The organism is Lactobacillus sp. Sy-1 (genome assembly GCF_019303535.1).
Classification (GTDB): Bacteria; Bacillota; Bacilli; order Lactobacillales; family Lactobacillaceae; genus Nicoliella.
The window spans coordinates 87913-101294 of the sequence record NZ_JACCIU010000002.1 but is presented as its reverse complement, the minus strand read 5'-3'; the positions used below and the strand labels follow the sequence as shown (position 1 = coordinate 101294).

Annotated in this window: 15 protein-coding genes; 10 read left to right on the top strand and 5 right to left on the bottom strand. The window is 37.6% G+C overall.

The annotated features are described in order from the left end of the window. Nucleotides 1-137: 137 nt before the first annotated feature. The 6 genes from nrdD (at nt 138) to HZL42_RS07155 (ending at nt 6054) form a co-directional block, all read left to right on the top strand. Nucleotides 138-2336: an anaerobic ribonucleoside-triphosphate reductase gene (gene nrdD / locus HZL42_RS07180; protein ID WP_370629305.1), complete on the top strand. Its 2199-nt coding sequence runs from the start codon at nt 138-140 to the stop codon at nt 2334-2336. Next, on the top strand, nt 2281-2862 hold the full coding sequence (gene nrdG, locus HZL42_RS07175) for an anaerobic ribonucleoside-triphosphate reductase activating protein (protein ID WP_219282973.1): 582 nt from the start codon (nt 2281-2283) through the stop codon (nt 2860-2862). Before nrdD ends, nrdG begins: the two co-directional genes overlap by 56 nt. A gap of 156 nt (nt 2863-3018) precedes the next feature. Further along, complete coding sequence (locus HZL42_RS07170) at nt 3019-3804, top strand: ParA family protein (RefSeq protein WP_255552604.1); 786 nt, start codon at nt 3019-3021, stop codon at nt 3802-3804. Then, the gene (locus tag HZL42_RS07165) at nt 3797-4039 is read left to right on the top strand and encodes a hypothetical protein (RefSeq protein ID WP_219282972.1); all 243 of its coding nucleotides are present in this window, start codon (nt 3797-3799) and stop codon (nt 4037-4039) included. The genes HZL42_RS07170 and HZL42_RS07165 overlap by 8 nt, the downstream gene beginning before the upstream one ends. Before the next feature lie 231 nt (nt 4040-4270). After that, nucleotides 4271-5647: an aldehyde dehydrogenase family protein gene (locus tag HZL42_RS07160; protein WP_219282971.1), complete on the top strand. Its 1377-nt coding sequence runs from the start codon at nt 4271-4273 to the stop codon at nt 5645-5647. 89 nt (nt 5648-5736) lie between these two features. Next, nucleotides 5737-6054, top strand: a complete 318-nt coding sequence (locus HZL42_RS07155; RefSeq protein WP_219282970.1) for a MazG nucleotide pyrophosphohydrolase domain-containing protein — start codon at nt 5737-5739, stop codon at nt 6052-6054. 84 nt (nt 6055-6138) lie between these two features. Here the strand turns inward: HZL42_RS07155 and HZL42_RS07150 are convergent, their stop codons facing one another. Then, nucleotides 6139-6885, bottom strand: a complete 747-nt coding sequence (locus HZL42_RS07150) for an SGNH/GDSL hydrolase family protein (protein ID WP_219282969.1) — start codon at nt 6883-6885, stop codon at nt 6139-6141. Nucleotides 6886-7068: 183 nt separating this feature from the next. Here HZL42_RS07150 and HZL42_RS07145 point away from each other — a divergent pair, with 183 nt between their 5' ends. Next, nucleotides 7069-8262: a PLP-dependent aminotransferase family protein gene (locus tag HZL42_RS07145; RefSeq protein ID WP_219282968.1), complete on the top strand. Its 1194-nt coding sequence runs from the start codon at nt 7069-7071 to the stop codon at nt 8260-8262. A 43-nt stretch (nt 8263-8305) separates the two neighbouring features. On the opposite strand, the gene HZL42_RS07140 is transcribed toward HZL42_RS07145, so the two are convergent. Next, a complete protein-coding gene (locus tag HZL42_RS07140) occupies nt 8306-8626 on the bottom strand; it encodes a hypothetical protein (RefSeq protein ID WP_219282967.1) in 321 nt (106 codons plus the stop codon). Nucleotides 8627-8721: 95 nt separating this feature from the next. Continuing rightward, nucleotides 8722-9486: a sulfite exporter TauE/SafE family protein gene (locus HZL42_RS07135; RefSeq protein WP_370629303.1), complete on the bottom strand. Its 765-nt coding sequence runs from the start codon at nt 9484-9486 to the stop codon at nt 8722-8724. A 135-nt stretch (nt 9487-9621) separates the two neighbouring features. Between HZL42_RS07135 and HZL42_RS07130 the strand changes: the two genes are divergently transcribed. Continuing rightward, nucleotides 9622-10311 carry a hypothetical protein gene (locus HZL42_RS07130; RefSeq protein WP_219282966.1) on the top strand — a complete coding sequence of 230 codons (690 nt, stop codon included), beginning with the start codon at nt 9622-9624 and terminating at the stop codon, nt 10309-10311. Nucleotides 10312-10357: 46 nt separating this feature from the next. Here the strand turns inward: HZL42_RS07130 and alsS are convergent, their stop codons facing one another. Next, complete coding sequence (alsS, locus tag HZL42_RS07125; protein ID WP_219282965.1) at nt 10358-12031, bottom strand: acetolactate synthase AlsS; 1674 nt, start codon at nt 12029-12031, stop codon at nt 10358-10360. Between the two features lie 161 nt (nt 12032-12192). On the opposite strand from alsS, the gene HZL42_RS07120 reads away from it, so the two are divergent. Beyond that, entirely contained in the window at nt 12193-12621 is a 429-nt protein-coding gene (locus tag HZL42_RS07120; protein ID WP_219282964.1) for a MarR family winged helix-turn-helix transcriptional regulator, read from the top strand. 27 nt (nt 12622-12648) lie between these two features. On the opposite strand, the gene HZL42_RS07115 is transcribed toward HZL42_RS07120, so the two are convergent. Beyond that, on the bottom strand, nt 12649-12870 hold the full coding sequence (locus tag HZL42_RS07115; protein WP_219282963.1) for a hypothetical protein: 222 nt from the start codon (nt 12868-12870) through the stop codon (nt 12649-12651). A gap of 124 nt (nt 12871-12994) precedes the next feature. On the opposite strand from HZL42_RS07115, the gene HZL42_RS07110 reads away from it, so the two are divergent. After that, entirely contained in the window at nt 12995-13300 is a 306-nt protein-coding gene (locus HZL42_RS07110) for a hypothetical protein (protein WP_219282962.1), read from the top strand. Nucleotides 13301-13382 lie beyond the last annotated feature (82 nt).

Sequence of the window (13382 nt, the reverse complement as noted above, 5' to 3'; positions counted from 1 at the left end):
ATAGAATTATCAACGGTTAATATGATTACATTGTAAACTATGTTTTATTTTTAAATTAAATCACCCTTGTCAACACAATATATATGTTTTATCGTTATAAACGTACTATATATAGAGCTTATTTATAAATGAAGGGCATGGTAAAAATGCAATTTACAAGGTTAGAATCAGTTGTCATTATTAAGAAAAGTGGTCAAAAAACGGCCTTTTTTCAATACAAATTGGATTACTTATTTGAGCAATTATCAATCAATGAAGTGGTTCAAAAACAACTTTATGATGCACTATTAAGGGTTGCTTATCCACAAAAGACGCTTACAACTACCAGGATTCGTGAAACATTTAACAATATTTTGTCTTTTAATCAACTTACAAATGCCAAAAGTCAGTATCAAGAATATTATCAACGAGACTTGCAAGGATGGCTTAATGCTACTGATATAGATAAAAACATTAAACAACTATTTAATAAGGACGCTAGGGTGGTCCACGAAAATGCTAACAAGGATAGTAAGGTTTTTAATACCCAGCGGGACTTACAAGCTGGTCGTTCCAGCAAGGCGATTGGGCTAAAGATGTTACCACCGTTAGTTGCGAGGGCTCATTTAAGGGGAGACATTCATTGGCATGATTTAGATTATTCTCCGGCAACTCCAGAAACTAATTGCTGTCTAGTTGATTTTGCAAACATGTTAAAGAATGGATTTAAGATTGGCAACGCAAAGGTAGCTTCTCCAAAGTCGATTCAAACTGCGACTGCTCAGGTAGCTCAGATCATTGCAAATGTAGCATCACTTCAGTATGGTGGAATTTCATTTGATCGGGCTGATGAAGTGTTGGCTCCTTTTGCTAAGCTAAACTATCAAAAGCATTTGGATGAAGCTAAAAGATGGGTGAAAGTTGATCAGCAAGCCGATTATGCTAAGGAACGCACGCGAAAGGATATCTACGATGCAATGCAGGCCTTGGAATATGAAATTAACACGCTCTATTCATCCCAAGGCCAAACGCCATTTACAACGGTTAGCTTTGGACTCGGGACCAATTGGTTTGAAAGGGAAATTCAAAAGGATATTTTTAAAATTAGAATTAAAGGGCTTGGGGTTGAGGAGCGCACTGCCATTTTTCCTAAGCTTACCTTTACCATAAAACGGGGATTGAATTTAAACCCAGGGGATCCTAACTACGATGTTAAAAAATTAGCTGTGGAATGTTCAACTAAGCGGATGTATCCAGACATCTTAAACTATGATTCCTTAGCAGATATTACTGGTAATTTCAAAGCACCAATGGGTTGTCGATCGTTTTTACCTAAGTGGGTGGATCGCGATGGAAATGAAGTTAATGCGGGTCGAATGAATTTAGGGGTTGTTACGGTCAACTTACCCCGGATTGCGTTATATGCTAAGGGTGATCAAGATCGTTTTTGGACGATTTTTAGCGATAAGATGAACATTGTCCATCAAGCACTGGCGTATCGAATTGAACGCTGTAAGGAGGCTCAACCAGCGAATGCGCCATTATTATATAAGTATGGAGCATTTGGCAAACGGTTGACCGATGAAGATAGCGTTGATGAACTATTTAATCATGAACGAGCAACCGTTTCCGTTGGTTACATTGGATTATATGAAGTCGGGGTTAGCTTCTTCGGGCCTAACTGGGAACAAAATCCGGTTGCCCATGAATTTACCGTTGAGATTGTTAAGCGGCTCAACCAGCTCTGCCAAAAGTGGTCTAAACAAAGTGGCTATCATTATAGCTTATATTCCACACCTGCGGAATCGCTAACCGATACGTTTTGTCAGGATGACATAAAAAAGTTTGGCAAAGTGGCTGATATTACAGATAAGGAATATTACACCAATAGTTTTCATTACGATGTTCGCAAAAATCCTAATCCATTTGAAAAATTACGGTTTGAACAAGAATATCCGCACTACGCGTCAGCTGGTTTCATTCATTATTGTGAATATCCTAACCTAAGGCAAAATCCCAAGGCATTGGAAGCAGTTTGGGACTGGGCCTATGATCATGTAGGCTATTTGGGGACTAATACCTCAATTGATAAGTGCTTTAAGTGTGGCTTTCAAGGGGACTTCAATGCAACCGCCCGTGGCTTTGTATGTCCAAAATGTGGCAACCATGATCCCAAGTACTGCGACGTAGTGAAACGAACCTGTGGGTACCTAGGAAATCCACAGGCGCGCCCGATGGTTTATGGAAGGCATCGAGAAATCGCAGCACGGGTTAAAAACATGACTGGAGGAATGATTAAAAATGCAGCAAAACACGAAAGGGCCAAACAATCCGATGCCCAAAGAATGGCTCGCTAATAAACTAAGTTTAAAATACATTGCGGATTATAAACCATTTAACTTTGTTGATGGAGAAGGAGTGCGTTGTAGCTTATACGTTAGTGGTTGTCCGTTTCATTGTCCGGGATGTTATAACGTTGCAGCGCAGAACTTTCATTTTGGACAACCCTATACCCAGGAGTTGGAAGATCAAATTATTGATGATATGCGGCAACCTTATGTTCAGGGACTAACGTTATTGGGTGGAGAACCATTTTTAAATACGCAGGTATGTATTCAACTTTGCAAACGGGTTCGAAAAGAGTTCGGCAATCAAAAGGACATCTGGTCTTGGAGTGGGTACACTTGGGATGAGTTGATGAAGGAATCATACGATAAAATCAAGTTACTTTCGTTAATTGATATCCTAGTTGATGGCCGCTTTTTAGAATCACAAAAGGACTTAACGCTTCAATTTCGGGGGAGTGCCAACCAACGAATAATAAAGGTCCAGGATTCATTAGAACAGAATCGGGTGGTCCTATGGGAGCACTTAATTCATTAGATTAGGAATTACGATAAATAGCAATAACGTCCTAACTGACTGATAAGATTGGTTAGGGCTTTTTTTTTAAGTTTTTTAGTAACTTATTATTAAATACAAAATATTTACAATTTAAAATAAATAATTTATAATTAATTTGAAATTGGAGGGATGATGATGGCAAAGGTATTACTGCATTTTAACTTTAAGGGTGGTGTAGGGAAGACGACAATGACGGTCCTAGATACATACCTTTTAAATCGAATGGGCAAGAAGGTGCTGTTGATAGATATGGACCCACAAGCCAACGCGACTGAAATTATAAACACGACGTTTAAGAATAAGGAACGGCCCAAAACTTCATTTTATGATGGATTGATGAAGTTTGATTTATCAGATAGCATTGTCAATATTACGGACAATCTGGATTTGATTCCGTCTGATTGGGCGTTGAGTTCATGGCCAGGAAAGGTAGAAAAATATAATCGCCATGATCGGGCTTTAATTCTAAAGAATTTAATTGAACCCTTTCGGAGTAAGTATGACTTTATTTTATTTGACGTTCCGCCAACCCTCTCTACGTTTACCAACAATGCAATTTTAGCAAGTGATGACATTACACTAGTGCTGCAAACTCAACGGCAGGCGTATACTTCAATTTTAAAAACTGCTAAGTATATGTACCAACTTCGTGAGGACTATGATGCTAAGTACAATGTTTTAGGGGTGGTTTTATATCTGGTTAAAAACAACGCTAAGACTGATAATGAAATTTCAAACAGTGCGAAGGAATCATTTGGGGACGCAGTTTTTAAAAACTATGTTTATCAACAGGAACGAATTAAGGTTTTCGGAGACGAAGGAATTAGAGATAATGATTACTGGGATAAGCGGGCCCTTAAGATGTACCAAGCAACCCTGGATGAAGAATTAGATAGAATTGGAGCGATTGATAATGAGTAATGATTTTTTGAATAACTTAGCGAATCAAGCAAATTCACAATTAGATGATGATGAACAACACGCAAGTCCATTTGCAAGGCAAAAACAAACTAGTAAGCCAATTCAAGTTCGGGAAAGCTATTACCGTGAAATTAAAAAGATCGCGTTCTTGAACGATAAAAAAATGGTTGATGTAATTGATGATATGTTAAAATATGCAATTGATTCTGGAAAATTTAATGTTGATGAAAAATAAATTATATATTATATATTTTTAATTTTTAATAATTTATAATTGTTGCATTGAATAATTAATCACAAACGATTACCCCTGCCAATAAATGGTTTTACAAAACGTTTTAAAGTGTTGATTTATCAACACTTTAAATTAAAATAATCAGGTTCTAAATTATTGAATCTGGTTATTTTTTATGGTAAATTGTGAAAGTAATAACAATATTGGATAGTAATTAAGGAGTGAAAGCAAATGATTGATTCAGTAGATTTAATGATTAACGAATTGGTTGAAAATGGTCAAACAGCCCTAGATCAAATGAACACTTTTAACCAGTTAAAAGTAAATCAAATTGTTGAAGCAATGGTAGCGGCTGGTATTAAGAACAGCCAAAAACTGGGCATCCAAGCTTTTGAGGAAACCAAACGTGGGGTTGCTAACGATAAGTGGGATAAAAATTTATTTGCAACTGGTCGGATTTGGTCAGAAATTAAGGATCACTCAACAGTAGGTATAATTGATCGGGATGAACAAAAACATACCATCACCGTTGCCGAACCCCTTGGGGTACTAGCTGGAATCACTCCAGTAACCAACCCGACTTTGACTACCATGTTTAAGGCAATCATTGCAATGAAGACTAGAAACCCGATTATCTTTAGTTTTCATCCCCAAGCAATGAAGTCTTCGTCAGAAGCCGCTCGCATTTTACGGGACGCAGCAGTAGCAGCGGGAGCCCCTAAAAATGCGATTCAATGGATTGAAAAACCCAGCATTGCTGCCACTAATAAGCTAATTAACCATCCTGGAATTGCAAGTACGTTAGCTACTGGTGGTCCTGCAATGGTCAAAGCAGCATATTCGACTGGAAAACCGGCACTAGGGGTTGGACCTGGGAATGGACCCCTTTACATTGAAGCCAGTGCTGATCAAGATCAGGCAGTTAAGGACATTGTTTTCTCGAAAACATTTGATAACGGGATGATTTGTGCTACTGAAAACAGTTTAGTAATCGATGATTCCATTTATAATCAGTTTAAAAAGCGGCTAATGAATGCTGGAGTTTACTTTGTAAGTAAGGATGACCAACCAGCACTAGCTTCAACCATGTTTAATCCTGAAACTGGTGGTGTTAATGGTCCGATTCCGGGACAAAGTGCGATTAACATTGCTAACCAGGCTGGGATTAAGGTTCCACAGGATACTAAGGTGTTAGCTGCAGAGTTAGATGGTGTCGGGCGTGAGTACCCACTATCTGGAGAAAAACTATCACCGGTTGTTTCAGTTTACCGGGCCCATAACCATGCGGATGCTTTCAAAATTGCAGATGCAATTTTAAAATACGGTGGAATGGGGCATACGGCTGCAATTAGAACCAATAGTGATGATGTTGCAATCGCGTTTGGCCTTGCAATGAAGGCGTGCCGGATTTTAGTTAATACACCATGTGCAACTGGTGGCATTGGTGGGATTAATAATGGTTTAGCGCCATCCTTAACCCTTGGGACTGGATCATGGGGTGCAAACTCGATTGACCATAATGTTACAGATTATGACTTAATTAATAAAAGACAAATTGCGTTTCCGCTCGATAATCCATCCTGGGACCAATTAATTCAAACTAAATAGCCCATAAGATTTGGAAAAAGGAATTCAGCTTAGTTAGTGAATTCCTTTTTTGTGTTATGATATTTGTAAAATTAATGGGGGTAAATAAAATGGATTTGAATCAACATCAAAAGTGGTTAGTTGAATTCTATAAGAAACGGGGGTGGTACGATCTTTCTCCCGAAGTTAGAATGAATTTTGTAATTGAAGAAACCGGTGAATTATCACGAGCAATTCGCGCAAAGGAAATTGGACGTGAACATCCTGGGGAAGCTCCTCAAACAACGGAACAGAAGGACGACAATCTCCATGAAGAACTAGCAGATGTGCTAGATCAATTGTTAATCATATGCAGTAAGTACAATATTGATCCGAGCAGCTTACTTGATTACAGTGAAGCAAAGTTACATCACCGTTGGAAAGAATAATTTATAATTAGTTTTTTATAATAGATTATTTATAATTAATTTTAAATAATAAAAAACGGGATTCGCAAATAGTAAGAATCCCGTTTAATCAACAATTTGATCTAATTCTCGGACGAAAACAGGGGTCCAACAATAACGATAACCAGCCCTTGTGGGGTGGTTACTATCTGCCATGTACTCAGGATGGGTCTGATTTAAGTTTTGGATGTATTCATTATTCCAAAGATCAATAATTTCAAAGTTCCATTTTCGTTGAAGCTTAAATACCATTTTCCTTAACAATTCATAATCAGTGTCATCGTTTTTTAAGCAAGTAAAAAATACTACCGGACAGTTCCAGTGTTCATTAGCATACGAAATTATGTATTCGAGCGCTCCAATGGTGGTTGATGGGTCGAAGTCATCGATATTAAAGGTATTGCTGATTTCACCAAGGGGTTTATTACGCTGTTGATCATTAGAAATTTGGCAGACTAGCGCATCAATATCCTGATTAGTGACAACGTTATTCTTTAAACGTTCGACGTAAGAACTAGGATCATTACCAGCAATTGTGGACCCACTAAGGGCCTCCTTTTGTGCGTTAACACCATGTTCGGTGGCTAGGTAATCAACAAATGAGTCGCCCTTAGCCGTTAAGCCATATGTAATTGAGGATCCTAAAAAAATAATTCGCTTGTCATTTAAACGACTATTTGGATTATAAAAATTATTAGACGGAGCGTACAAATCGTTATTTCCACGCATTACTTGAATACTTGATTTAGCAACTTTATATGAGATTCCACCCAGAATGGTCGCCATAATCGTTTTAAACAGCTTATTATTCATTGTAATCATCCTTTCTATAAATTTATATTATTGTTATTGCTAACTTAGTTTATATTCTACTCAGGAAAATTAGAATTTGAAAGCAAATTTATCAACAAAATTATTAAAAAAATATGGCAATTTAATTAACAGGTTGTTATAATACACTCATACCCATAAAATTTATTAGAGGAGTTGATTTGTATGACATTTGAATATTCAAAGAGAGTACCACAAACTGATAACGACGTGGTTGGTGAAATTCTAGAAGCCGCTGCTAATCCAGCTGTTATTTCATTTGCCGGTGGACTACCTGCACCTGAGTTATTCCCAGTTTCAGAAATGCAGAAGGCGGCTGACAGCGTCTTCGAAAATGAAGGTCAGACCGCCTTACAATATAGTAACGCAATTGGCGAAACGGTATTAAGAAAACAAATTGTGAAGTTAATGGCTGATCGAGAAGTGTCCACTTCCGTTGAACATGTCGGAGTCACTACTGGTTCCGAACAATCCATTGATTTATTAGCAAAGATGTTTATTAACCCTGGTGATACCGTTATCGTTGAAGAACCTACATACTTATGTACTTTGGATGTGTTCCGAAGCTACGGAGCAAATATCGTCGGGGTTGAAATGGATGAAAATGGAATGAGAATGGATAAGTTTGAAGAAGCCTTAAAAGCTCATCCAGAAGCTAAGTTAGTTTATACCATTCCAACTTTCCAAAATCCTACCGGCCGTACAATGTCATTAGATCGCCGAAAAGAATTCGTTGAACTTGCTAATAAGTATGATTTATTAGTAATGGAAGATGATCCTTATGGAGCAATTAGATATGAAGGAGAAACCTTACCACCATTAAAGAAGTTTGATACTCAAGATCGGGTGGTTTACATGAGTACATTCTCCAAGATTTTAGCTCCTGGAATGCGGTTAGGTTGGATTGTCTGTAACGTAGACGTTTTATCAAACTTTGTGGTTATGAAGCAAAGTGCTGATTTACATTCAGACAACTTAAGTCAACACATTATCGCTAAGTTCCTTGAACAAAATGATATCTATGAACACATCAAGAAAATTAGTGATTTATACCACCATCGGTTCGAATTAATGTTAAAGGCAATCAAGGAAGAATTTCCAGCTGATGCTAAGCATAGTCATCCAGAAGGTGGGATGTTCATTTGGGTGGAATTACCTGGTGATGTTGACACCATGGAATTATTTAAGACCTGTGTTGAACATAACGTTGCCTTTGTGCCAGGGGATTCATTCTACCCTAACACACCAAAGAAGGGGACCTTTAGATTAAACTTCTCAAACGTTGATGATGAAACCATCGAAGTTGGAATGAAACGACTAGGGACCGCCTTAAAAGAAGCTTTAGAAGCAACTGAATAGACAAAATAAAAAGCAATGATTTTAACTAAAAAATCATTGCTTTTTATTTACTAACGTGCTTACTTAACTTGCGCAGATAAAGGTAGTTCCAAATTGTAAATGAGATGGCTGTAATCCATGAAATTACAATAACTGCAATTCCGAGAATAACTGAAAGATTACGATTGCCGAGGAAAAAGTCTTTCAACAAAGCGTTACCAGCAAAGTTTAAACTTTCACATAACGCGATAATTAAAATGAAGTTACTTAATCCATCAGATTGAACTTCTGCATGTTTATTTCTAGCTTGAAATCCGATGTTTATAAATAGGAATATTAGTAGTAAAAATGATTGAATATTAACAAAATCAAAAATAGTTTTCATAAATTGATGATCCAATCGAGTCACTTCCTTCAAATGATTAATAATTACTATTTTACAGCATTTAAAATGAAAGAAAAGTAATTTCAAAAAATTCCTTAGAAGAATGCCTTAACAAATAGGTAGATTGATAGCATAAATGCAAAGATTCCAACTCCGGTTCGCATAATCTTAGTCGGAATGAACCTAACGATTGAAGGACCGATAAATCCACCAATGAACAATCCAATTCCCAATGGAATGATTGCACTCCAGTAAACATGGGCAATGAGAATAAAGATAATCGAAGCAATTAAATTAGCCGCTAGCGTTGCTGCATTTCTGGTGGCGTTATAAACGTGATAGGGACTGTCACTAATTTTAGAAAGGACCGCAATCATAATTACTCCCGCCCCGGCACCGAAGTAGCCAACGTAAATCCCAACCAATCCTAGAATTAAGTATTCCCAAAATAAAACGGTTTTGGAATTAGTCTTTTGGCCGTCCGCCTTAGCCTTTTTTGGAATTAAAATTGAACATGCCGCAAAAAAGATTAGAAATGGCACAATTTTCGAGAAGGCTTCGTTTGAACTGTTTAGGAGTAATAGCGAACCGATTAAACCACCACCTGCGGTTAGCGCAGTGATTGGGATCACCTCTCTTAAATGGCCCTTGAGCTCCTTGAGGGATGCTAAAATCGAGCTAACCCCACTACAGATAAGGGCAACTGTATTAGAGGCATTGGCTAATACGGGTGGAATCCCAACCGATACCAATGCCGGATATGAAATTAGTGATGCCATCCCAATAATACTATTGATGATTCCAGAAATAATTCCAATAAAAATTAAAAACGCAATTGTTCCGAATGTGATACTAACCACCCCTTAGATAAAAACCGATTACCTTAATTATATCATTTTTACATCCTTAATCCTTTACCTTTCGTTTTGCTAACCATTTATATATAATAATAGGTGAATATAATAATTGGCTAAATTAAGAACAGGAGGAATTATTTGGAAGATAAACGACCTAGAAATTCAATGAAGGTTAGAATTACAGCATTGCTACTGGGTTTGATTATTAATGCCTTAGGAAACGGTCTAACAATTGCATCAAATACTGGATCCGCATTATGGACCGCGGCAGCAGTCAATTTGGGGAATGAATTTAAAGTTGAATCAACCATTTTCATCTTTGCATTCGGTGTTTTTAACGCGGTTTTAAATCAATTTTTACTAATGAAGTTAAACATCATTCGATTCTTAGAAGAAATTGCTTACGTTGTTTTTTTCAGCTATGGAATTCAAATTTTTATCAAGATGTTTGATTCGATAGGAGTTGGTAATAACAATTTCTTTGTTCGGTCACTGTTTTCCATTGTGGGAGTGACCATGATTGGAATTTCAGTATCAATGTACCAGCGTGCAAATATTTTTATGCATCCAAATGATGATACTAGTAATATCCTTAGATTCAAATTTTTGAACGGCAGTGCCATTAAAGCTCAATTTTTGGATCTATCATTTCCGCTAATTGTCATTATTATCACTAGCTTACTGACTGGTGAGTTGTATGCAGTTAATTTTGCAACGATTTATTTCTTCTTTACTAATGGAATTGTGGTTAAATATGCTGATAAGTGGGTTTGGCCCCAATTAATTCATAACTTTAACCCAGCTGATAACTTTAAAATAAAGCCATAATAAAAGAACCCTAGTGCACATTTCATCTTCGCACTAGGGTTCTTTTTTAGTTTAATTCATTTGGAATTAACTGGGTCTTGAGTTTGATATTGTCCTTATAATTTACAGGCACTTCAATAATTGATGGACCACTTACTTGCTTAGCCTCATGGAGAGCTGCCTTAAACTCAGTAACCGTTTTGGCTCTGAAACCAGCAGCCCCAAAGCTTTCAGCATACTTAACGTTGTCTACGTACCCAAATTTAACTCCGGCGTCATGACCATACTTAGCCACTTCTTGGAACTTAACCATGTCATAATACCCATCAACCCAAATAATCTGAATGATGGGGAGGTTTAGTCTAACGGCGGTTTCCAATTCCTGTCCAGAGAATAAGAATCCACCATCACCTGAAATGGAAATCACGTGTTGATCAGGACGGGTCAAGGCAGCTGCGATTGCCCATGGCAAAGCTACCCCTAGGGTTTGCATCCCATTACTGAATAATAAGTGACGAGGCTTGTAGGCTCTAAAGAACCGTGCCATCCAGATGTAATGGCTACCGATGTCCACCGTAATTGTAGTATCGTCGTTAACAGAATCCTGAAGGGCATCGATAATTGCTAGTGGGTGTAATCCTTCACCTGCCTCTTGACTAGGGGCTTCGTTAGATTCATCAAAGTGCTTCTTTAGTTGATCTAGCTTAGTTTGAGTTGCTTTTGGAAGGGTTGTATCTTCTGGAATGAAGGCAGCCAATTCGTATAGGGTTTGCGCCACATCAGCATTTACAATTACTTGTGGTTGGTAATCGTTAGTAATTTCTGGAGTAATTGTATCTACGTTAATAATTCTGGTTCCTTCGTTATGCCAGTTCCGGGCTTCGTATTCAATTGGGTCGTATCCAATTGCTAATACGAGGTCACTTTGCTTCAATACCGTATCTCCAATTTGGTTATCAAATAACCCAACCCGGCCAAAGTAGTTGCCTTCCAGATCTCTAGAAATCACACCTGATCCTTGGAACGTTTCCACCACTGGAATTGAAAAGCGATTCAACAGCTTATGAATGGCATCACTAACTTCATCAGTCGATGCCCGCATCCCGGCTAAAATGACCGGATTTTCAGCATTCATTAGCATTTCAGCAATTTGTTTAATTCTGGTCCGATCAGCACTTCCGTTAGTAATTTCTGGAAGCGCCTTAATTACGGGTCGGTCTACGGTTTCCCCTAGAATATCCTGTGGTAGTGATAGGAACGCAGCCCCGTTCTTAGGTGATTTAGAGATCATGTAAGCATTCGCAAATGCTTCCGAAATGTTATTAGGTTCTTCAATTTCTTGACTACTCTTGGTTGCTTGGTTTAGCAATGGAGCGCTGTCAATGCTTTGGTGGGTGGCACGTAATACATCATCTCTTTTAACTTGTCCCCCCAGCGCAATTACTGGATCGCCTTCTGCAGTGGCGGTGATTAAAGCCGTTGCGAGGTTGGAAACCCCAGGCCCCGATGTAACAGCCACAACCCCTGGTTTACCGGTTAATCGACCAATTCCGGCGGCGATAAAAGCAGCATTTTGTTCATGTCTAGTGACAATTAACTGTGGTGCATTTGGATTATCACTGTGTTGTAAGTCTTCAAATAGTTGATCGACCTTAGCACCTGGAATTCCAAATACGTATTTGATTCCTTGATTAATCATGCTTTGAATTAGGGCCTTTGACCCCGTTAGTTCTTTTCCCATATCTAATCCCTCATTCCATTCTTATTTACATATGGTATACTTGTTTTTGAAAGTTAGTGGTGTTGCATTGTCAACACCGCTTAAGTTGACTTAATTATAATCACCGTGGTGTTGCATTGTCAACACAGTTTAAGAATAATTATGGAGGAACCGGCATTCTTATGAAAGATTTAGGATATTTAGCACAGGATATTTCAATTTTACATCGTCAATACTACAAGGATACCGGCAGTCAGTTTGAAAAATTAGACTTGAATCCGACAGCTGCTTGTATTTTATTAACAATTAATGACCACCAGAATATTAATCAGAGCCAAATTGCTAGGGAGCTAGTATTGGATAAGGGAATGGTGGCCAGACAAATTAAAAAATTAGTTGATAATGGTTGGGTAACGAAGCAACCACGTCCTGGAAAATCACTGGAAGTTAGCCTTACTGATACTGGTGAACAGGTTTTGAACCAAGCCCAGTTAATTAGACGGAAGTGGTGGGAGGATCGATTTGCGCAGACTGGAATTAAGGCTGATTCCCCAATTATTCCTTCAATTGAAAAGGTCGTTCAAACAATTATTGGAGACACAAAAAGCTAGTGAACTTAATCACTAGCTTTTTTAATATTAGATTCGTTTCTCTAATGTATATTTTTTACCCTTATCAGGGTCACTTTCCTGGTCACCAATTTCAAATAGTAAATGCTTACCATTTTCATCTTTAACCATCATTACCTTTTCATTAGTAGTGCGCTTATCTGATGTGAGTTGTGCTGTCCGCATCAATTCACTAGGATCGAAATCTGATGCAATTGCATTACCAGGATTAAATAGTACGTCTTCAGCCATAAGCATGCCTCCAATCAAATATGTAGTATAATTATTTATAGTATGAATATAAACCTAAGTTGTAATAAAATCAATTATAATATTAATTAAATTTAACTGATTTATAAAAATGGGGGAATTTAAAATGAAACATCAATTTTATAGTAATCCAGAATATATTGATGGTCTAATTGGTAAAATGTTTGCTGACCATTCGTTACGTGATAATTCAGATAAAAATTTGCGGTCATTTGATATTGAAGGCAACCATAAGGTAATTGAGGTTATGATCATGGATCGGGTTTTCTTTGTTTCTTTATTTTCAAAAAACAATCCGAATGATCCTAAAGAACTAACCCCAGAACTTGCGTACCATGGGAACGATTTAGCAACCGGTTTAGCGAGAGCGAAACGGACCTGCTTGAGTGATAAGGTAATGGGTGATGATTAACCAAATTAGAAGCTAGCAATTTAGAATTTTATGATGCTAATTTGGTTGCTGATTATAAAGTAAAAAGAGGCTCCGTAAAATT